This window comes from Ciceribacter sp. L1K22, assembly GCF_017599385.1.
In the GTDB taxonomy this organism is placed as follows: domain Bacteria; phylum Pseudomonadota; class Alphaproteobacteria; order Rhizobiales; family Rhizobiaceae; genus Allorhizobium.
Map to the genome: position 1 here is coordinate 1599833 of NZ_JAGFPK010000001.1, position 20415 is coordinate 1620247.

Annotated in this window: 22 protein-coding genes; 9 read left to right on the top strand and 13 right to left on the bottom strand. The window is 60.5% G+C overall.

What is annotated here, in order from left to right:
- Positions 1-13: 13 nt before the first annotated feature.
- Positions 14-1510 (top strand): leucyl aminopeptidase, encoded by a 1497-nt coding sequence (locus tag J5J09_RS08045; protein WP_208549139.1) that lies wholly within the window; start codon positions 14-16, stop codon positions 1508-1510.
- Positions 1511-1527: 17 nt separating this feature from the next.
- Positions 1528-1977, top strand: a complete 450-nt coding sequence (locus J5J09_RS08050; protein WP_208549140.1) for a DNA polymerase III subunit chi — start codon at positions 1528-1530, stop codon at positions 1975-1977.
- Positions 1978-2022: 45 nt separating this feature from the next.
- Here the strand turns inward: J5J09_RS08050 and J5J09_RS08055 are convergent, their stop codons facing one another.
- Both J5J09_RS08055 and J5J09_RS08060 read right to left on the bottom strand, forming a co-directional pair.
- Positions 2023-3903, bottom strand: a complete 1881-nt coding sequence (locus J5J09_RS08055) for an ABC-F family ATP-binding cassette domain-containing protein (RefSeq protein WP_208549141.1) — start codon at positions 3901-3903, stop codon at positions 2023-2025.
- A gap of 130 nt (positions 3904-4033) precedes the next feature.
- Entirely contained in the window at positions 4034-5083 is a 1050-nt protein-coding gene (locus J5J09_RS08060) for a GGDEF domain-containing protein (RefSeq protein ID WP_208549142.1), read from the bottom strand.
- A 626-nt stretch (positions 5084-5709) separates the two neighbouring features.
- Here J5J09_RS08060 and J5J09_RS22835 point away from each other — a divergent pair.
- On the top strand, positions 5710-7299 hold the full coding sequence (locus J5J09_RS22835; RefSeq protein WP_246745805.1) for a methyl-accepting chemotaxis protein: 1590 nt from the start codon (positions 5710-5712) through the stop codon (positions 7297-7299).
- 60 nt (positions 7300-7359) lie between these two features.
- Here J5J09_RS22835 and J5J09_RS08070 read toward each other — a convergent pair whose 3' ends face one another.
- The gene (locus J5J09_RS08070) at positions 7360-7869 is read right to left on the bottom strand and encodes a DinB family protein (protein ID WP_208549143.1); all 510 of its coding nucleotides are present in this window, start codon (positions 7867-7869) and stop codon (positions 7360-7362) included.
- 135 nt (positions 7870-8004) lie between these two features.
- Between J5J09_RS08070 and J5J09_RS08075 the strand changes: the two genes are divergently transcribed.
- The 3 genes from J5J09_RS08075 to J5J09_RS08085 all read left to right on the top strand — a co-directional run bounded on the left by J5J09_RS08075 (position 8005) and on the right by J5J09_RS08085 (position 9908).
- Positions 8005-8688 carry a glutathione S-transferase family protein gene (locus tag J5J09_RS08075; RefSeq protein WP_208549144.1) on the top strand — a complete coding sequence of 228 codons (684 nt, stop codon included), beginning with the start codon at positions 8005-8007 and terminating at the stop codon, positions 8686-8688.
- A gap of 117 nt (positions 8689-8805) precedes the next feature.
- Positions 8806-9228 carry a nucleoside-diphosphate kinase gene (gene ndk / locus J5J09_RS08080; protein WP_113459297.1) on the top strand — a complete coding sequence of 141 codons (423 nt, stop codon included), beginning with the start codon at positions 8806-8808 and terminating at the stop codon, positions 9226-9228.
- A 179-nt stretch (positions 9229-9407) separates the two neighbouring features.
- Complete coding sequence (locus J5J09_RS08085) at positions 9408-9908, top strand: RICIN domain-containing protein (protein WP_208549145.1); 501 nt, start codon at positions 9408-9410, stop codon at positions 9906-9908.
- A gap of 3 nt (positions 9909-9911) precedes the next feature.
- On the opposite strand, the gene J5J09_RS08090 is transcribed toward J5J09_RS08085, so the two are convergent.
- Complete coding sequence (locus J5J09_RS08090) at positions 9912-10442, bottom strand: hypothetical protein (protein ID WP_208553353.1); 531 nt, start codon at positions 10440-10442, stop codon at positions 9912-9914.
- Positions 10442-10990 carry a CGNR zinc finger domain-containing protein gene (locus J5J09_RS08095; RefSeq protein ID WP_208549146.1) on the bottom strand — a complete coding sequence of 183 codons (549 nt, stop codon included), beginning with the start codon at positions 10988-10990 and terminating at the stop codon, positions 10442-10444. Before J5J09_RS08095 ends, J5J09_RS08090 begins: the two co-directional genes overlap by 1 nt.
- 59 nt (positions 10991-11049) lie before the next feature.
- On the opposite strand from J5J09_RS08095, the gene J5J09_RS08100 reads away from it, so the two are divergent.
- Complete coding sequence (locus J5J09_RS08100; RefSeq protein WP_208549147.1) at positions 11050-11946, top strand: branched-chain amino acid ABC transporter permease; 897 nt, start codon at positions 11050-11052, stop codon at positions 11944-11946.
- Between the two features lie 6 nt (positions 11947-11952).
- Here the strand turns inward: J5J09_RS08100 and J5J09_RS08105 are convergent, their stop codons facing one another.
- From J5J09_RS08105 to J5J09_RS08125, 5 genes are all read right to left on the bottom strand, one after another.
- Positions 11953-12414 carry a molybdenum cofactor biosynthesis protein MoaE gene (locus tag J5J09_RS08105; RefSeq protein ID WP_208549148.1) on the bottom strand — a complete coding sequence of 154 codons (462 nt, stop codon included), beginning with the start codon at positions 12412-12414 and terminating at the stop codon, positions 11953-11955.
- Between the two features lie 4 nt (positions 12415-12418).
- Positions 12419-12673 carry a molybdopterin converting factor subunit 1 gene (gene moaD, locus J5J09_RS08110; RefSeq protein ID WP_208549149.1) on the bottom strand — a complete coding sequence of 85 codons (255 nt, stop codon included), beginning with the start codon at positions 12671-12673 and terminating at the stop codon, positions 12419-12421.
- Positions 12673-13260 carry a CDP-diacylglycerol--glycerol-3-phosphate 3-phosphatidyltransferase gene (gene pgsA, locus J5J09_RS08115; RefSeq protein WP_208549150.1) on the bottom strand — a complete coding sequence of 196 codons (588 nt, stop codon included), beginning with the start codon at positions 13258-13260 and terminating at the stop codon, positions 12673-12675. The genes moaD and pgsA overlap by 1 nt, the downstream gene beginning before the upstream one ends.
- A gap of 114 nt (positions 13261-13374) precedes the next feature.
- Positions 13375-15402 carry an excinuclease ABC subunit UvrC gene (gene uvrC / locus J5J09_RS08120; protein WP_208549151.1) on the bottom strand — a complete coding sequence of 676 codons (2028 nt, stop codon included), beginning with the start codon at positions 15400-15402 and terminating at the stop codon, positions 13375-13377.
- Positions 15399-16163, bottom strand: coding sequence for an SDR family oxidoreductase (locus J5J09_RS08125; RefSeq protein ID WP_208553357.1), 765 nt, complete (start codon positions 16161-16163; stop codon positions 15399-15401). The genes uvrC and J5J09_RS08125 overlap by 4 nt, the downstream gene beginning before the upstream one ends.
- Before the next feature lie 357 nt (positions 16164-16520).
- Here J5J09_RS08125 and J5J09_RS08130 point away from each other — a divergent pair, with 357 nt between their 5' ends.
- Positions 16521-17162, top strand: a complete 642-nt coding sequence (locus J5J09_RS08130) for an outer membrane protein (RefSeq protein ID WP_208549152.1) — start codon at positions 16521-16523, stop codon at positions 17160-17162.
- Between the two features lie 53 nt (positions 17163-17215).
- Here the strand turns inward: J5J09_RS08130 and J5J09_RS08135 are convergent, their stop codons facing one another.
- Both J5J09_RS08135 and J5J09_RS08140 read right to left on the bottom strand, forming a co-directional pair.
- The gene (locus tag J5J09_RS08135; protein ID WP_208549153.1) at positions 17216-17812 is read right to left on the bottom strand and encodes a glutathione S-transferase; all 597 of its coding nucleotides are present in this window, start codon (positions 17810-17812) and stop codon (positions 17216-17218) included.
- Between the two features lie 30 nt (positions 17813-17842).
- Complete coding sequence (locus J5J09_RS08140; protein ID WP_246745806.1) at positions 17843-18505, bottom strand: ribonuclease; 663 nt, start codon at positions 18503-18505, stop codon at positions 17843-17845.
- 81 nt (positions 18506-18586) lie between these two features.
- Between J5J09_RS08140 and J5J09_RS08145 the strand changes: the two genes are divergently transcribed.
- The gene (locus J5J09_RS08145) at positions 18587-19546 is read left to right on the top strand and encodes a lysylphosphatidylglycerol synthase domain-containing protein (protein WP_208549155.1); all 960 of its coding nucleotides are present in this window, start codon (positions 18587-18589) and stop codon (positions 19544-19546) included.
- Positions 19547-19550: 4 nt separating this feature from the next.
- Here the strand turns inward: J5J09_RS08145 and J5J09_RS08150 are convergent, their stop codons facing one another.
- A complete protein-coding gene (locus tag J5J09_RS08150) occupies positions 19551-20399 on the bottom strand; it encodes a 23S rRNA (adenine(2030)-N(6))-methyltransferase RlmJ (RefSeq protein ID WP_208549156.1) in 849 nt (282 codons plus the stop codon).
- Positions 20400-20415: the final 16 nt, after the last annotated feature.

A 20415-nucleotide genomic window follows, 5' to 3' on the forward strand; every position in this document is an offset into this window, starting at 1 on the left:
TGATGGAGTGATCATGGCTGCCAAACTCGATATTTCCTTCGCTAAATCGGCACGTCTCGCAGGAGCGACCGCGATCCTTCTTCAGACGGCGGAGGCAGGCCCGGCAGGATTGTCCGACGCTGATCCGGCCGGCGTATACGACCGGGCTGCGACTGTAAGGAAATTCAAGGCGAAGGCCATGTCGACCCTCGATATCGTGGCACCCCACGGCTCCGAAGCCGACCGGATTGTCGTCCTGGGTCTGGGCAAGGCCGACTCGCTGAAGGGACATGATTGGCTGCGTGCCGGCGGTACCGCTGCCTCCGTTCTAAAGGGCGCTGAAAAGGCCGTCGTCTATACTGATGCTCCAGGCGCAGATGTTTCCGCAAACGCCGTGGCTGACTTTGCGCTCGGCATGCTTCTGCGGGCCTACAAATTCGATACCTACAAGTCCGCCAAGAAGGATGACGAGGACGAGGCCCCCTCAAAAGAGAAGACGTTAAAGGTCACCATCGTCACAGCCGATGTGGCAGCCGCAAAAAAGGCGTTTCAGGTGGCCGAGGCAGTCGCCGAAGGCGTTATCCTCGCGCGAAACCTCGTCAACGAGCCGGCGAATATTCTTGGTCCTGAAGAGTTCGCGGCGAAGGCGCGCGAACTGGAAAAGCTGGGAGTCGAGATCGAAATCCTCGGAGAGAAGGAGATGAAGAAGCTGGGTATGGGCGCTCTGCTTGGTGTCTCCCAAGGATCGGTGCGGCCGCCCCGGCTGGTGATCATGCAGTGGAAGGGCGGCAAGCCGAAGGACAAGCCGCTCGCTTTTATCGGGAAGGGAGTCGTTTTCGATACCGGCGGCATCTCGATCAAACCCGCTGCCGGCATGGAAGATATGAAGGGCGACATGGGCGGCGCGGCCGCCGTGACCGGACTGATGCACACGCTCGCCGCGCGCAAGGCGAAGGCGAATGTCATCGGCATCATCGGCCTGGTCGAGAACATGCCTGATGGAAACGCCCAGCGTCCTGGGGATATCGTCACCTCTATGTCGGGCCAGACGATCGAGGTCATCAACACCGATGCCGAAGGCCGCCTCGTGCTTTGCGATGCGCTCTGGTATTGCAATGATAGGTTCAAGCCCGAGTTCATGATCAACCTTGCGACATTGACCGGCGCCATCATGGTCGCGCTGGGAAGCCATCATGCCGGCCTCTTTTCGAATGACGACGCGTTGTCGGACGCGCTACTGAAGGCCGGCGTGGCAAGCAACGAGCGGCTGTGGCGCATGCCGCTCGGCGACGAGTACGACAAGATGATCGATTCCAAGTTTGCCGACATGAAGAATACCGGCGGCCGTTACGCCGGCTCGATCACTGCTGCGCAGTTTTTGAAGCGCTTCGTCGGATCGACGCCGTGGGCGCATCTTGATATCGCCGGGACCGCGATGGGGTCGCCGACGGATGAGATCAATCAGTCCTGGGGTTCCGGCTTCGGTGTCCGCCTGCTCGATGAGTTCGTTCGCGCCAATTACGAAGCCTGAGAGGGACGTGGACGGTCTTGGCCGAGATCCTGTTTTACCATCTGACTGAATCCAAATTGGAGAACGCCCTTCCGCCCTTGCTTGAAAAAAGCGTCGAGCGGGGCTGGAAGGTTGCCGTGCAGACCGTCGATGAACCGCGGCGGGATGCGCTCGACGCCCATCTGTGGACATGGCGTGACGAGAGTTTTCTGCCCCATGGCACCGACGCAGCACCGGATGCCGAGGATCAGCCGATCCTGCTGACGACGGAAACGGACAATCGTAACCGCGCCACCGTGCGTTTCGTCGTCGACGGCGCGGAGCCGCCGCCGACCCTTGACTATGACCGCGTGGTGTTCGTCTTCGACGGACATGACCAGAGCCAGCTTGAAGCTGCGCGCGAGCATTGGAAGCGGCTGAAGGGCGCGGGGCACGCGCTTACCTACTGGCAGCAGACGCCAGAAGGGCGATGGGAGAAGAAGGCCTGATTGTTCACGCGAGACCGGTTCTGGCTGCTTGCCGTTGCAAGCGTCTCATCCAGCCATTGCTTCCTCGTACTCGGTCGACAGTTCTAGCCATTCTTCCTCGGCAGCCGAGAGTTTTGCCGCTGCCTCGCCACGCTGCTTCGCTTTTTCCGCTGCCTTGGCGGGAGCCTTCTCGTAGAGAGCAGGATCGGCAAGTTCGGCATCAAGCGCCTGAATCAAACTCTCCAGCTTCTTCGTCAACGTCTCGATATCGTTGATCCTTTTCCTGAGCGGTGCGAGCGAGGCACGCTTGTCGGCGGCGGCCTTGCGCTGGTCGGCCTTGTTGACCTGAAGTCCCGCGTCGAGCTTCTCCTCGGCCTTTTTCGGCGAAGCGACGACAAGGCTGCGATAGTCCTCCATGTCGCCCTCGAAGACGCTGACGGTCCCGCCGTTGACCAGCCAGAGCCGGTCGACGGTCGCCTCGATAAGGTGCCGGTCGTGGGCGATCAGGATGACGGCGCCGTTGTAGTCGTTGAGAGCCTCGATCAGCGCCCGGCGGCTGTCGATGTCGAGGTGGTTGGTCGGCTCGTCGAGGATAAGCAGGTTCGGGGCATGAAATGCCGAAAGCCCCATCAGCAGACGCGCCTTTTCCCCACCGGACAGGTCCTTCGCCGCCGTCGCCATCTTCTCCGTCGAGAGCCCCATCTGCGCGACGCGGGCGCGCACCTGCGCCTCGCCGGCCAGCGGCATCAGCCGGCGCACGTGGTCCACAGGCGTTTCGTTCGGAATGAGATCGTCGAGCTGGTGCTGGGCGAAGAAGCCGACCGAGAGGTTCGGGGCTAGCTTCATCTCGCCCGCCTGCAATTGAAGTCGCCCGGCAATCAGCTTGGCGAACGTCGACTTGCCGTTGCCGTTCGAGCCGAGCAGCGCAATGCGGTCGTCGTTGTCGATCCGCAGGTTGATCCCTTTCAGGATCGGCTTCCCCGGTGCATATCCCACCGCGCCGCCGTTGATGGCGACGATGGGGGAGGCGGGCTGCTTCTCCGGCTCAGGGAAAGTGATCGGCTGGACGTGGTCCTCGATGACGGATGCCACGGTCCCAAGCCTTTCCAGCGCCTTGACGCGGCTCTGCGCCTGCCGGGCCTTTGACGCCTTGGCCTTGAAGCGGTCGATGAAGCTCTGGAGATGCTTGCGGGCCGCTTCGTTCTTGGCCTTTGCCTTCATCTGCAACTCGTCGGCCTCAGCCTTCTGCCGCTCGAACTGGTCGTATCCGCCGCGATAGAAGGTCAGTTTCTTCTGGTCGAGATGGATAATCGAGTTGACGGCGGTGTTGAGAAGGTCGCGATCGTGGCTGATGACGATGACGGTGTGCGGATAACGTCGCACATATTCTTCCAGCCAAAGCGTACCTTCAAGATCGAGATAGTTGGTGGGTTCGTCGAGCAGCAGCAGGTCCGGTTCTGAGAACAGCACCGCCGCCAGCGCGACGCGCATGCGCCAGCCGCCGGAAAAGGACGAGGCGGGCCGCAACTGCGCCTCGTGATCGAAGCCGAGACCAGAGAGAATGGTTGCGGCGCGCGCTTCCGCCGAATGGGCACCGATATCTGCGAGCCTCGTCTGGATTTCGGCGATCCGGTGCGGATCGGTGGCCGTTTCGGCTTCCGCTAGCAGGGCCGCCCGTTCCTTGTCTGCGGCCAGCACGATCGAGATCAGCGAGTCTTCGGTTCCCGGCGCTTCCTGGGCAACTTGGCCGATGCGCGCATTCTTCGGGATCGACACGGCTCCACTTTCGGCCGCAAGGTCGCCGGTGATGACACGAAACAGCGTCGACTTTCCCGCTCCGTTACGGCCCACCAGGCCGGCTTTCGCCCCGGCCGGCAGCGACAGGGTCGCATGGTCTATGAGAAGGCGCCCGGCGATACGGGCGGAAAGGTCGGTTATCGTAATCATGTTACGGCTTTTGCCCCAAGGCCAAAGCCAAGACAAGTGTCTGCTGACGAGATCAGAACGGCGGAATGCCGACGTTTAGGCTGTAGCCCCGCACGGCCGTCAGGCAACGGCTTCGACGTTGCCTGTCGGTCTAGCGTCCGAAGCGCATGATCGGATTACGGCTCTCCTGGCGCGCGCCTTTCAGTGCATGCTCGGCCTGTGCCAACAGATCGTCGGGGCGCACCGCGTTGTCGGCGAGGGAATAGCCGACGGCCAGTTGCACGCCGCCGCCGTTCAGTTCGTTTTCCGCGGCGTAGATCAGGTTCGTTTCGACGGCGTGCCGCAGCCTTTCGCCGATCGCCACGACGTCATCCTGATCTACTTCGTGGAAGATGAAGAGAAATTGGCTGTCATCGTTGCGCGCGACGAAATCGTTCTTCTTGATCGTCTTTCGGAAGATCGCGGCAAGTCGCTTCAGCATGCGGTTGGCGGCATCTTCGCCATATTGGCGGCGGATTGAATCCAGATCGTCTGCTTCGGCCGCAACGACGGCGATACGAGGCTGGGTGGCGGCGCCGTAGATGTCCTCCAGGCGACGGGTCATCGCCACCCGGTTGGGCAGGCCCGTCAAGCGGTCGCGCAAGGCTGCTTCGTGAGCCTGTTTTGCAGCCTTCTCGGCCGTTTCGATCTTTGCCAGTCCCGATTTGAGCGTCTCCGCAAGGCCCAGCTCGGCCTGGCCGAGTTCGGTCGCCGATGCGTTGAGGAAATCCAGCTCGTCGATCAGGCTCGCCAGGCTGCGCTGCTCGTCCTCGCGCAGCGCGTTAGCGATCATGTCCAGCGAGCGGACGAAAGTCTGTTTTCGCTCAATACCGCTCGCGAGCATGTCGGACAGGTTCTTGAGGATCGTTACCGCGTCGCGCTGGATCTTCTCTTCCGCCAGTCCACAATGGCTGACGAGACGGTACTTGAGGCCCAACTGGTCGAGGTGGAGCTGAGAGGGACGGCTGCCGAGCGCCTCAAGGTCACGGCCGAGAGCCGGATCGTGCCCAAACATCGATTCGTAAAAGAGTTCGTAGTTGCGCGGCAGACCGGCCACCTGGCGTCGCGCCATGTGCTTGGCGACCTTCTGAAGCGTTTCGATGCCAAGGCTCGGCGTATGTTGATCCGTCCTGGCGGTCTTGCCTCTCGTCATAACATCCATTTTTCTCACCAAACCATGCCAGCGGGCTGGCTCTAAAAGTCGTTTTTAAATCTTGCCTGGAATACTCCCGTCAGGTTCTTGAAATTTACATAAAATACGAGTTTACGGCGGTTCGGCCGGATGCTTTCGGAACTCAGGGTTAATGCACGGTTTCCGCTTTGCAACCCGCTGTCTCTCACCCAGATGGCAATTAAGACATTCTTAGCGCCGCACTATTAAATTGCTGAATAGGGAAGAATACGTTCGATCGAAGTGTTCGGACGCAGGAGGGTGGGCTTGACCCGGCGGGCGACAATTTCTCCACCGAGGGTGCGACCGGGGGAGGCGGCGATAGACAAGAGGGTCGTCGCGACGTTTTTCGTTTTATTTCTCATTCTGGTTCTCGCCTTGTGGTCATTGCCGAGCGGGCGTTTCGTTCTGGTTCTAACCAGTCCGGCGGCGACAGCCAGTGACACCCTGGAGGTAATTGGCTCGGCAGGCGGCTCCTTCGTCTCTGCCGGGCGTCTTCCCTGGATGGCCGTAGCCTATTCTGACGCTGACGATTTCCCGGCCCGCCTCATGCAGGCGGGAGCGATGCTGGTCCTTAACCACCAACTGGCCGTAGGCTGTTATCAAAGGAATTTGGAATGAACTCCCTAGCAATGCTACGCCAGAAGGCGTCAGTTGGCATCATAGCGATCTTGTGGTTGAACTTTGCTTTAACGTTCGCTCGCGAAGTATTCCGGGCCGATGGCTTCGACTACATGACAGTGCTGGCGAGTGCCATCATCGTCGGTTCGTCCTCGCTTCTGTGGGCTAAGGACCGTACGGGTCCGAACACGCGCGTGGTGACATCCATGGCGCATGCGGCAACCGTTGCGCTGCTGGTTTATGCTTTCCAAGGCTCGCCGCTCCAGATCGATATTCATATGTACTTCTTCGCGTCGCTCGCGATCTGTTCGATCTGGATCGATTGGCGCGCACTCGTCGGCTATGCCGCGTTGGTCGCCGTACATCATCTGCTTCTGTATTTTGTCATGCCGCTCGCCGTTTTCCCGGGCGAGTCGGACTTCTCGCGCGTCGTGCTTCATGCCGTCGTTCTCGTGCTGCAAACAGGCATCCTAATCGCACTTTCCTACGCCGTCGTGAGAGCTTTCGTTTCCTCTGACGCAGCCGTGGAGGCTTCGACTTCCGCTGAGCGAAACGCGACCGATATGGCCGACCGCGCGCGCCAAGCCGATCGTCAGGCTACCGAACAGCGCGAACTGCGTGAGCAGGAAAAGGCACGTGAGGCCGCTGCCGTACATGCGGCCGTAAGCGAGCTCGGAGATGCGCTGTCGGCGCTCGCCAACGGCGATCTCGCTTACCGAATTGGCAAACCGTTCGAGGGTGAGCTGGACAAGCTGCGAGGCTTCTACAATGCCTCAATGGAGAACCTTGAGGCTGTTCTCGGCAGGGCCGGCCAGGTCGTCGAGACGATTCGCGCTGGTGCTGGCCAGATCAGCCACGCCAATGGTGACCTCTCTGCGCGAACCGAGCGTCAGGCCGCTTCGATCGAAGAGACAGCCAGTGCGCTTGGCTTGGTCACCGGCACCGTCAAGGAAACCGCTCGCGTTGCCGAGGAAGTCGGACGTCGGGTTTCGCATGCCCGTGACGGCGCGGAGAAATCCGGAGCGATCGTAACGAGTGCGGTCGAGGCCATGAGCAAGATTGAAGCCTCTTCACGCGAGATCAACCAGATCATCAGCGTGATCGACGAAATCGCGTTCCAGACCAACCTGTTGGCGCTGAATGCCGGTGTCGAGGCCGCACGCGCAGGTGAAGCCGGCAAGGGGTTCGCGGTCGTTGCGCAGGAGGTGCGCGAACTGGCTCAACGTTCGGCCAAGGCCGCGAAGGAGATCAAGGCGCTGATCGGTGCCTCGGCTGATCAGGTGAAGAGCGGTGTCGGTCTCGTTGACCAGACCGGTGAGGTGCTGCACGTCATCGCCGAAGAGGTGAAGAGCATCAGCGCCGAGATCGAGAAGATAGTCAGCGGCGCGCGCGAACAGGCCCAAGGCCTGGTCGAGATCGACAGTGCGATTGGAGATATCGATCGCAACACCCAGAAGAATGCGGCCATGGTGGAAGAGTCCACTGCGGCGATTACAACGCTGGCCGCTGAAGCCGCCGCGCTGGAAAATCTTATGCGGCGATTTACCTTCAGCCAGGTCAACGCGTCGCACCGAAAAGCGGCGTGAGACGACAGAGCAAAGTCATCAGGAAATCGGTGCGGCGCTCATGAGGCGCCGCTCCACGATTCATAGCCATTCCTTGCCATCGCTCCTCAGGAAGTAGATCAGGTCAAGGCTCAGGCTTGGCTTGCCGAGCGCCGTCAGTGTCGAATGGCATTGGCCACGGTGATGGGTCTGGTGGTTGAAGAAATGTGCCACCGCGGGAGCGAGCTTGTGGGTGATCGGCGTCGGATTGGTCACCGGCGTGTAGGTGAAGGTCTGCGAAAGCTGCTCCGGCGTCAGCGTATCCGCCCATCGCACAATGCGCTCGTCTTCCGCCTGGCGGGCGATGGACAGTGCCGCGAAATCCGCAAATGGCTTCTCGTCAAGAGTCCGATGTACCGGGCCTTCGCCCGTGAACCGATGCATCCATAGTCGGTCAGTGACCACAAGATGCGTCAGCGTGGCGAACAAAGAGCCGAAGAATGCGCCTTTGTCGGCGTGCAATTCCCCGTCCGACAGTCCTTCGGCAGCCGTGTAGAGCAGGCCGTTGGCCCAAGCGTTATAGGCGGCGAACATGCGATAGTGTTCCGTCATCATGCGATCCTCCGGTCCTTCATCTTTGCGTCGAGATTTAGCGGAAGTCGTCGTGATGAGTCTCATGAATTAAGCTGATTTGATCTGCCCGCGATCGGCGGCGATAATGGACGCTGTTTGACCCAAGGAGTCCCGATGTCCATCACCCTCTACTCGCTATGTGGCGCCGATCGCGGGCGCCCGTTTTCACCGCACTGCTGGAAGGTGGTCATGGCGCTGCGGCACAAGGGACTCGATTACGTCGAGGAGCCCCTGGCCTTCACCGCCATACCCACGATCGAAGGCGGTGCGACGAAGATCGTGCCCCTTCTGCGCGACGGGGACCGACTGGTTGCGGACAGCTTCGCGATCGCAGACTATCTCGATCAGACCTATGCGGATCGCCCGACCTTGTTCGGAGGGGAGGCGGGCCGCGCTGCCGCGCGGTTCGTGGAGAGTTTCTCCCAGTCTGTCGTCCATCCTGCGATCACCAAGATCGCCGTCATGGACATCCACGACATGCTGGACGACGTGGACCAGTCCTATTTCCGCGAAAGCCGCCGCCAGCGGCTGGGACGCGACATCAGCGAATTTGTGCCGGGCAGGCAGGCTGAGATCGAAGCCTTCCCCGCAAAACTGCAGCCGCTTCGCGTAATGCTCGGCCATCAGCCGTTCATCGGCGGCGCTTTGCCCCTCTTCGCCGACTACATCGTCTTCGGCGCGCTGCAGTGGCTCAGGATCACGACAGGGTCGGTTCATCTGCCTGGAGACGACCCGGTCCAGTCCTGGTTCGAGCGGCTGCTGGATCTCTACGAGGGCGCGGCGCGCAAGGTTGCCTGATCGCGCCTGTGCCTTCCATTGTGACGCCTGCGTGAATTTCGCCGATCCCTCTTGTCTTCGTGATTCGGGGCGGGTAGATACCGCCCACTTTCCCTGACAGACAAAAGGATGAGACTGATGGCGATTGAACGCACCTTCTCGATGATCAAGCCCGATGCCACCAAGCGCAACCTGACCGGCGCCATCACCAAGGTCTTCGAAGACAACGGCCTGCGTGTCGTCGCTTCCAAGCGCGTATGGATGAGCAAGCGCGAAGCCGAAGGCTTCTACGCCGTTCACAAGGAACGCCCCTTCTTCGGCGAACTGGTTGAAGGCATGACCTCGGGCCCGACCGTCGTTCAGGTTCTCGAAGGCGAAAACGCCATCCTGAAGAACCGCGAGATCATGGGCGCCACGAACCCGGCCAACGCCGATGAAGGCACCATCCGCAAGATGTTCGCCCTGTCGATCGGCGAAAACTCGGTTCACGGTTCGGACGCCCCGGAAACCGCTGCCCAGGAAATCAAGTACTGGTTCGCCGACACCGAGATCGTCGGCTGAACGGATCCTCGCGGTCTTTCCGGCGATTGATGATGAATTCGAAACCGGTGCCGAAAGGCGCCGGTTTTTTGTTGTGCCCTCCCGTTCCGTCAGGAGCGGCATTCATGCAAACTTTGGTCGGGATTTCGCGGCGGTTTCTGCTAAAGCCTTGGGCCTTGCAACGCGATCCCGGAGGCAACATGACTTTTTGTACCCGCTTACTTGGCGTCTCTTTGGCGATATCGACCATGCTCGTTCCCGTCGTCGCTGCCGCCGAGTCGATAAGGCTCGCGACGCAGTTCACCGGCACCGGTTCGGGCATGCAGGTTTGGACCGACGGACCCTTTCAAGGGATGGCGCAGATGGTGCCACGCAATGGCGACCGGGGTCAGAACTGGATCGTGACATCAGAGCCAGAGGGGGATTGGGTGCGTCTCCGCAACGAGGCGACCGGCAACGGCATGTGCCTCGATGTTACGAATGGCGGTGATCCCGCTTACATCGTCAGAATGCAGCCGTGCGCCAATTATTCGGGCCAGCTCTGGCGGATTTCCGGCGCTGACGACAAGATGCGATTTACGACGCAGTTTCTCGGCGAAAGCTACTGCCTCGACGTGGTCAATGGCGGCATGATGGACCGGTTCCTGCTGATGGCGCCGTGCGGCAATTATTCCGGTCAGCTGTGGAACTTGAACCCGTAAACGTCACGTGCTGGTATCGACGGCGGGGCAGTCGCGGGCCGGTGAATAGTCGGCCGTCCCGTCGCCGGGATAAACCTCGGGGTTCGGCGTGTAGACCGGTCCGACAACAAGCGGCTTGGCCGGCAGGATCGTCTGGTCCAGGCTCGAGGTGACGCTGGTTTCGATTGTCTGGATCGGCTTTCCGTTTCCATCGCTGATCCGGATCGACACGGCATAGGGACGATCCCGGACGATGCAGTGGACGGCCGGGCTTTCGAGCGCGATCTTCTCCCAGGTCGGGGAAATCCGGGTGTGTGTGACGAGCGGCGGACCGCCTGCTGGATTCTCGAAGCTGGTTTCGATGACGCTTTCGTCCGGCAACTCGCCCTTGCGGGCAAGGGTCAGGACATAGGTTGCCTCCGCGACGCGGTAGTTGAAGATGAAGATGCGGCCGGACACCGCCAGTGGACCTTCGTCCTCGCGCTGACATCCGGTTGTCGAAAGCGCCATGGTGGCGACCAGCAAGACTGTGGTCGCGGCTCGCGTGAACGTCATCATGACGTCGTCTCCTTTTTCCGTCGATAGTGTCTGTTAGCTTTGGTTCGGTTGCCGCAGACGGACATGTCGCACCAGGTCCGACTGCGGTTCTTGCTCCGGTCGAGAAACAGCCAGCCGCAATTACCGCAGATTTTCATTCGCCCGGGTTCTGGCTCGGCGAGTAGTTTCAGCGCCGAGCGGGCGGTGGAAACCGCGAGATCCGACTCTTCGGAGGCGCTGCGAAGGCAGGTGGCTGCTCGTTCCAACAGCCGCGCCAGTCTGATCCTATCGTCCAGACCCAATGTCCTGCTGCGGAAATAGTCGTCGATCGCTTCTCTCAGGGCGATAAGCGCCGGGCGGCTCTCCTCTCGCACAGGCTGCAACTCACCAAACAACGCCTTCTCAGCACAGAAGGCGTTTGCCGCGTCGGCGAAATCATCCATCTGCGACGCGATTGCAAAGCGGTCGACGCTGCGAGACGGATCGAAGCGCAGGATGACGCTGTTGGCCACATCCAGAGCCAGGGCTCCGCCAGAAAAGCGGTGAGGGGTCCAGGAAAAGGTCATACGGAAATTATAACTGGTAAAAGCTTTTTTGCTAGTTATAAAAGCAGCAGGAGCGACCGATGGCCTATTTTCTCCAGCAACTCGTCAACGCGATACCGATCGCCGCGCTCTACGCGGCGCTCGCCTTCGGATACTCCGTCGCCTTCGGCATGACCCGTCGCGCCGATATCGTGTTCGGAGGGCTTTTTGCCTTTGCCGGCCAGATCTATCTGCTTTTCACTGCCATGGGCTGGAACGCTTTCATCCTGGTGCTACCTGCGGCGCTGGTTATGGGCGGCCTCGTATCCCTTGGCTACACGCTCGCCGCCGGGTATTGGGTCGGAAAAAGCGTCATGCTGCCTCTCCACCGGCGCTCTCCGAATGCCGTGATCGCAGCGTCGCTGGCCGTTCTCGTCGTCATTTCAGAAACCGGGCGGCTTGCGCTTGACAGTCGGGGACTATGGCTGCCGCGATTTCTTGACCAGCGCTTGATCTTCTGGCGCTCGGCGGGTTTCGACGTCAGTCTCACGCTTATCCAACTCGTGAACGCCACGCTGATGGCGACAATCGTTGCCAGTGGGCATGCGATCTTGTCGAGAACTTCCGCCGGTCGGATCTGGCGCGGCGTTTCGGACGATCCGGCGGCTGCCGCGCTGTGCGGCGTCGATGCTGGGCGGGTATTTATCCTGTCCTACCTGGCGGCGACAGCGATCGCGGCCATCTGCGGCATCCTTGCCACGTCCTACTACGGAACGATGGATTTCGGGGCAGGGCTGATGTTCGGCCTGAAGGTCGTGCTGATCGCCGCCGCCGGTGGCTATGGCGTCCCGCTTCGTTCCGCGCTTGGTGCTGCGGCGATCGGGGTGGCCGAGACCATGTGGAGCGGCTACGCCCCAATCGTCTGGCGGGACTTAATTGTCGTCGGCGCCCTTGTGATGGTGTTGGTAATCAGTCGCCGTGAGCGCGTCGTACCGTAGGCGGTGTCAGGTCCACTTGTCCCTGGCGCGGTCGTCCGCATCCCTTGCGGCAACCCAGTCACCCGCCGAGCCGTCCGTGCCGTGTTCCTTCTTCCAGAAGGGAGCGGATGTCTTCAGGAAGTCCATCATGAAGCTCGCACCATCGAATGCCGCCTGGCGGTGAGGAGCGGAGGCGGCAACGAGTACGATGTTCTCGCCTGGCGCGATCTTGCCGAAGCGGTGGACTGCCACCAGCCCACGCAGGCCGAAGCGCGAAATGGCTTCCGCGCCGATGCGCTGCATCTCAGCTTCCGCCATGCCCGGATAATGTTCGAGTTCCAGCGCTGCCAGCCGACCGCCGTCATCCCGGCAAAGGCCGGTAAAAGTCACCACAGCACCAATGTCCTTGCGGCCGCCGCTCAAGTGGCGCACTTCCGCGTTCAGGTCGAAATCCTCCCGCTGAACGCGGATGACGGGAGCGATGTTCATTGCTTCAACCGCCCGTCATCGGCGGAAATAGCGCGATTTCGCGGGCACCGGTGATCAATTCGTCGTGCTGCACATGCTCCTGGTTCACGGCGACGCGGATGGCAGTTGGAACACGCAGGGCATTTTCGTAGTCCTCGCCAAGACCGCGGAGATGTTCGATCAGGTCGCCGGCGGTCTTCACGTCCTCCGGCAGGTCGAGCTCTTCCTCACCCTTCCCGATCCGTTCGCGCACCCAGGCGAAATAGACGAGCTTGACCATTAGCCCTCCTCGACAATGTGCTTGGCGCCGGCCTTGAAGTAGTCGTAGCCGGTATAGAAGGTCAGGATTGCGGCAATCCAAAGCAGCACGATGCCCAGTTCGGTGGTGTAGGGAAGCACCTTGTCCCCTGCCGGGCCGGCAAGCAGGAAGGCGATGGCGACCATCTGCACGGTAGTCTTCCATTTGGCAATCCGCGTTACTGGCACGCTGACCTTCAGCGCGGCGAGGTATTCTCGAAGCCCCGACACGAGGATTTCACGGCAGAGAATGGTGATTGCGGCCCAGAGCGACCAGCCGGCGATCGTGCCGTCGGCTGCCATAAGCAGCAGCACGGACGCCACCAGCAGCTTGTCAGCGATCGGATCCAGCATGCGACCGATATTGGAGGTCTGATTCCAGATCCGCGCCAGATAGCCATCGAAGAAGTCGGTGATGGACGCAATCACAAACAGGGACAGCGCCGTCCAGCGTGCGAAATCGGAGCTCTGCAGCCGTCCCTCGAGGAAAAAGCACAGCACGATCAGCGGCACCGCAACAATACGGCCGTAGGTCAGGAGATTTGGAATGTTGTATGCGCGGGAAGCCATGATGACCTGTCTTGGTGAGGTTGCGGGTAGATGACGGTTTTCACCGGCCGCCGTCAACACCCACGGTGACGGAATCAAATAGACAATTTTCCGGTCGCGGCGCCCGAAGACACGTCATTCGGCGCCGTTTTCGTGAAAATGATTGTAAACAAGCCGCGCGACGGCTTCTGAAATCCCTTCGACGGCCATCAGATCGCTGACGGCTGCCCGTGACACGGCTTTCGCCGTTCCGAAATGCTGCAGCAGCGCACGCTTGCGCGTCGGGCCGATCCCGGCGATCTCGTCGAGCGGGTTCTTGACCATTTCCTTCTTGCGCCGCGCCCGATGGGAGCCGATCGCGAAACGGTGCGCCTCGTCGCGCATGCGCTGAATGAAATAGAGGACCGGATCGCGCGGCGGCAGCGTGAAGTCAGGCTGGCCATCGACGAAAAAGCGCTCGCGCCCCGCTTCGCGATCCACGCCTTTTGCGACGCCGATCGCCGTGACGCAGTCGCGAATGCCCAGTTCGTCGAGGATTCCGCGAACAGCCGTCATCTGACCCTGACCGCCATCGATCAGGATAACATCGGGCCAGGCCGGAAAACCGGCATCGGCGTCGTCCGGCGGCGCGTTGGAGCGGTCCGGCTTACCTTCTTCCTTCAGAAGGCGGCTGAAGCGGCGCGTCATCACCTCACGCATCATGCCGAAGTCGTCACCGGGTGTGATGTCGGTGGAGCGGATGTTGAACTTGCGATACTGGTTCTTCACGAAGCCTTCCGGGCCAGCGACGACCATGCCGCCCACGGCATTCGTGCCCATGATGTGGGAGTTGTCGTATATCTCGATCCGGCGCGGCACATAGGCGAGCTTGAACGTTTCGGCAAAACCGGCAAGCAGCCTTGCCTGCGATGAAGTCTCGGCAAGTTTGCGCCCATGCGCCTCCCGGGCATTCGAGACCACGTGATCGACGACGTCCTTCTTCTCGCCCCGCTGCGGTACGAGGATCTGCACCTTGTGCCCGGCCTTTTCCGACAGCGCTGTCGCCAGCAGGTCCTGCTCATCGATTGTCTCGGACAGCAGGATCTGTCGCGGACACGGCTTGTCGTCGTAGAATTGCGCAAGAAAGGCATTCAGCACTTCCGCGCCCGTCATTTGCGGATCGGCTTTCGGGAAGTAGGCACGATTGCCCCAGTTCTGTCCGGTGCGGAAGAAGAACACCTGGATACACGTAAGGCCACCTTCGTGGTGTACGGCGAACACGTCGGCCTCTTCGGTGCTCGACAGATTGATGCCCTGGTGGCTCTGAACGTGGCTGAGCGCCGCGAGCCTGTCGCGGTAGACCGCGGCGCGCTCGAAATCGAGGTCTTCCGCCGCCTCGTTCATCTGGCCCGCGATTGTCGCCTTCACCGCCTGGCTCTTGCCGGAAAGGAAGTCCTTCGCCTCGTCCACCAGTTCATCATACGCCGCATCGCTGATCTCGTGCGTGCAGGGACCGGAACAGCGCTTGATCTGGTAGAGCAGGCAGGGTCGGGTACGGGTTTCAAACACACTGTCGGTGCAGGTCCGCAGCAGAAAGGCGCGCTGAAGCGAGTTGATGGTGCGGCCAACGGCGCTCGCCGAGGCGAAGGGGCCGAAATAGTCGCCCTTGCGTGCACGGGCACCACGATGCTTATAGATGGCCGGCGCCCGGCTGTCGCCGGTGATGAGGATGTACGGAAAGCTCTTGTCGTCGCGCAGCAGCACGTTGAAGCGCGGGCGGAGGCGCTTGATGAGGTTGGCTTCAAGCAGCAGCGCCTCGACCTCGGTTCGCGTGGTGACGAACTCCATGTGGGTCGTCTCTCGCACCATGCGTCCGAGACGGTTCGAATGCACACGGCCCTGGGCGTAATTGCCGACCCTCTTCTTCAGGCTGCGGGCCTTGCCGACATACAGCACGTCGCCATCCGCGTTCAGCATGCGGTACACGCCGGGGGCGTTCGGAAGCTTCTTCACGAATTCCGCGATCAGCTCGGCACCCTTCAAACCCTGCGTATCGGCGCCGCCTTCGCTCCAGTCGATGGCCGGGACGGCAACGGGGAGGGAGGGTTCGGAGACGACGTCGTCATCTTCTTCCTCCGTCTCGTCGTAAAGTACGCCGCCATCGGTGAGCTTGCCGCTCGTCATTCATTGATCTCCGCTTCGCCGGGAAGGCGCCAAATCAGATGTTGTCCCCCATCCAGTGCAATCATTTGGCCCGTGATCGACGGCGTGTCAAAAAGAAAGCGGACCGTCCGGCCGAACTCATCAAGAGACGGCCCACGTCCGAGTGGCAGGCTGTCGATCTGGGCCTGGAAGTCTGCCTCGGCCTGCCGTTCGCTCCGCACCGAAGGGCCTGGTCCAATCGCATTCACGCGAATTCGGGGGGCGAAGGCTTGCGCCATCGTACGCGTCATCGTCCACAGCGTTGACTTGGAGAGCGTGTAGCTGAAGAAGCGTGGTGTCAGCGCCCACACTCTTTGATCGATGATGTTCACGATCAAGCCTGGCGTATCACCCGGCAACTGCCGCGCCAGCGCCGCCCCTAGGATCATCGGAGCCCGGACGTGCAGATCGAAATGGCGCGAATAGGTCTCGGCGTCGAATTGATCTGCGCCATCCTCGGCAAAAACGGATGCATTGTTGACCAAAACCTGGATCGGGCCCAGCAGCGCTGCAGCCCGCTCAACAAGGGTATCGACGTCCGGCGATTGCCGCAAGTCGGCCGAAACGGCGACGGCCCGGTATCCATCCCGTCGCAGCATCGCGGCATGTTGCTCGGCCTCCTCCAGCGAGCCGTTCGCATGGATCGCAACCCCATATCCCTGACGCGCGAGGTCATCCGCAATGGCGCGACCTAGTCGTTTCCCCGCGCCGGTGATCAGCGCATTGATGTTTTTCGTGTCCAAGATCGTGTTCCCCAACCGCCAGCCCTTGTAGCGGGGGATATAGCTCTTCGGTTGACATAAAGAAGGGGCGGATTGGCGCTCTGCTGCCAAATCATGGCCAGATTCATGTTCGCAGACGACATGAACTCTGTGGCGTTAAGACGTTGAAGAGAATTATCATTTTGTTAGGGTTAACCCTTTCCCTGTCGCATTATAGCAACATCGAATTTTCACCATCTGGCCGCCGCAAACATTTCACATTTTGGCTCTTTCGAATCCGCATTTGAAATCCATCTTCCGGTGGAACGGGCAGGGACCACAAGCGTTCTGGTAGCCAAGCCGCTCAGCGGCACACCCGGACTGAAAAGGAGAATTATAATGCGTAAATTCATGCTGACCCTCATGGCCTCCGCGGCTGGCGTGATGGCCTTTACCTCGGCTCAGGCAGCTGATGCCGTCGAGCAGATCCCCGAAGCTCCGGCTGCGACTGAAACCTACACGGCTCCGCCGCAGGGCTGGACCGGCGCCTATATCGGTGGCGGTGTCACCTACGACTGGGGTCGCATGGGCGGCGGTGACCGCGACATCGACGGCATTGGTGGCACCGTCTATGGCGGTTACAACTGGCAAAGTGGCCCGATCGTGTACGGTGCGGAAGCTGACGTGTCTTATAACGGCGCAGACGGTGACGCCGGAGCAGGTCTCACCGGCGAAAACGGAGTAAACGGCTCTATTCGCGGTCGTATCGGTTACGACATGAACCCCTTCCTGATCTACGGTACCGGTGGTCTGGCGGTCGGCAATCACGAGCTTTCGGATGGCACGAACTCTGACGACAAGACGGCGCTCGGCTATACTGTAGGTGCTGGTGTCGAAGCCTTGGTGACCGACAACATCACCGCACGCGTTGAATATCGCTACACCGACTATCAGTCGAAGGACTTTGACCTCGGCGGAACGACCTACTCGCGCGGTTTCGACGACCATAGCGTCAAGGTCGGTATCGGTATGAAGTTCTGATCCGAACAAGACAGCGACAAGGAAGCCGGGCCACTGTGCCCGGCTTTTTTCGTTCAGGCGCGCGGCTTTAGGTCATGAAACGCAGGGAACCGCTTCGAGAATTTACCGGTCCATGCGGCAAGCGCCACCCGTCCGTCCTCCCATTGTCCGGGAAAACGCAGGAGAAGATACCCGATCATCGCAGCCATCGAGAAGTGGCCGCCGTGTAGAGTCTTGCCTGTCTTTGGCAGGTTCGCGTCGAGCCAGTCCAGTCCGCGCGTCACCTTTCGCCATTGTTTATCGATCGCCGGCTGATGGACCTTGTCCTCAGGCCGAAACCGCCGTTCGTAGACGATGGCGACGAGGCTATCCATGATGCCGTCGCACAACGCCTCCAGAACCTCGGCCTCGGTCCGTTTGCTGTCTTTGCGCGGGTAGAGTTTCCGGCCGGAGTCCCGATCGAGAAAATGCATGATCGCGCGGCTGTCGAAGATCGCTTCTCCTGCGTCGGGAATAAGTGTTGGAATTTTCCCGAGCGGATTTGCGTCCGTGAGCAGTGAGGGCTCGTCGGCTGTTGCCACCTGAATGAGGTCTAGCGGAATGCCGAGATAGGATGCCGCCATCACGACCTTGGCGGAATAGGGGGAACTGGGCGAATAGAGCAGTTTCATAAGTTATACCCTGCGGGTTTTTCGAGCGAGCTAGCGAATGGGCGGGAGCGTGAGGCTGCTTGCCTTGCATCCCGCAGTGTCGACCTGGTGGCATTCGCGGAACCGCAGGTCGCTGGTCAGGCATATCCGGACTTCCTTGACCCGCTGACCATCACAGGCCACGGCTATGCCTCCGCGCAAAAGCCCGGGATTTGCGGCGACAAACAGATCCTCGATCTCTGTAGCACCGATTTCGTCGCCGTGGCTGCCTTGCCCTAGAAGATTCTCGGGCAGATGTAAGGCTTCGAAAGCCCGACGCGTCGTTTCCAGATATTGTTCTTGGCTGAGCCCCGAGCAGGTTCCGTGCTTGCGCCATTGATGGCCGATCAGCCCCATGCTGGGCATGATGTCGAAAAAGCGACGTCCGAGGCTTTCAGGCACGCGACCGGGATGAGGGCTGGTGCAGAATTCCGGATAGCCGTGCTCGTACTGTGGCCACAGGCCATGAACCACGAAACCGTGCCGCTTGGTCAGCCCGCATTGCTGCCGGTTGTTCTGTCCTTCCTCCGACAGGCAGTACGTCGGCGACCATGACAGCGAGAGCACGAAGAAATCGAACAGGTCCTCTCGGTGTTGATCAGCCCTCACCGGAAACAGGAGGACGAAAAATGTCGCAAGTGTCGCAATTAGGCGCCGCAAAGGTTGATCGCTCAAGGGCAGGACCTCTAAGGTGATGCTTCGAACGCGGCCCCCCGAGGAAGTCAAGGTCGCGGGGAGACAAGAACGGCAAGACGCATGGGATTCAAAAAATACCTTTGGCCCGCCGTGGCGACGGCGACCATAGCGGTTTCAGGTTGGCTTCTCTACAAGGAATTGCGGGGATTATCGGTCGAGGAACTGGGCGACAGCCTCGGGGCCATCACGCCGGGAGGCTGGTTCCTGTGTGGGGTGTCCGCGGTGATATCCTATATGGCCCTTGCCGGATATGACCGGATAGCCCTGGCCCATCTGGACAGGCATGTGAACTGGCTTTTCATAACCGTCTGCTCCTTCACCACGTACGCGCTCTCCCATAACGTGGGGGCATCGGTTCTTTCAGGTGGCGTCGTCCGCTACAGGGCCTATTCGTCGAAGGGGTTGAACGGCGCTGAAATAGGCATTCTGATTGCCTTCTGTTCCTTCACGTTTGCGCTCGGAACCATCCTCCTTGCCGGCGTGGTGCTGATCGTCGATCCGTCGATCATGGAGCGTTTCGGCGACGCCCTTCCATTGCGGGCCACTGCGGCGACAGGTTACGGGCTGCTGACGCTCGTCGCCATCTACTTCGTCGGCAGCTTTCTGAAGGTCAGGACGTTGACGCTCGGTCCTGTCAGGATGGCATATCCGGCGCCGCGCATCATACTGTCCCAACTCCTGATCGGGCCACTGGAATTGATAGGCGCCGCCGGAATCATCTATTTTGCTTTGCCGGAGGTTGGGAATCCCGGTTTCGTCATCGTTTTGGGGATTTTCCTCGTGTCCTTCTCGGCGGCGTTGATCAGCCATGTGCCCGGAGGGCTCGGCGTTCTCGAGCTGATTTTCATCATGGGCCTGCCGGATATGGATCCCGCCGACGTGATCGCTGCACTCTTGGTGTTCCGTCTGTTTTACCTGATCATACCGTTTGCAATGGCGCTCGGAGTCATAGGCTTTTTCGAGCACTCGCAATTCCGGCTGAAGAAAAAGACGCAGTCGGACGACGTTTCGAAGAATTAGAACGTCATTCCCCGCGCAGCCAGAAACAGCGTTGCGAGGCGTAGCGATCTTGCGCCAGCACGGCCTTCAGTTCGGGCAGGAGCAGATGCAGTTCGTCCTTCAGGGTGAAGGGTGGGTTGACGACGATCAGACCGGAGCCCGAAAGACCGGCGGTGTCGCGGTCGCTCTTGATCGAGAGTTCTGCACAGAGCATCTTCGGAATCTCAAGCGCCTTTAGAGCCTCGTGGAACGGCGCGATCGGTGCACCTTTCTTGATCGGATACCACAGGCAGTAGACGCCCGTCGGAAACCGTCGGTACGCCTTCGCAAGACCGTCCACCAATCGCTCGTATTCGTTCTCGGCCTCGAACGGCGGATCGACGAGAACGATCCCACGCTTCTCCTTCGGCGGCAGATGAGCACCGAGCGCCAGCCAGCCGTCAAGCTCTGTGACGCGCACCTGGAAGTCGCCCTCGAACAAGCGGGAGAGAGTGCGGTAATCCTGTGGATGGAGCTCCATGGCAGACAGTCGATCCTGCGACCGCAAGAGCATGCGTGCGAGTTTGGGCGAGCCGGGATACCGACTGATCTCGCCATCGGCATTCAAGCCCCGGACGGCATTCAGATAGGGAGCGAGCAGCGCGCTGGCCCTTTCCGACAGGTCAGCCTTCATCAGGCGTCCGATGCCGTCGATCCATTCGCCGGTCTTCTGCGCCTCCTCGGACGAAAGATCGTAAAGCCCGATACCCGCATGGGTGTCGAGGACCCGAAAGGCTTTGTCCTTCTGCTGCAGATAAGCGATTAGCCGGGCCAGAACGGCGTGCTTGAGGACATCGGCGAAATTGCCCGCGTGGTAGATGTGGCGGTAGTTCATGACCGTTCCTGCCGAT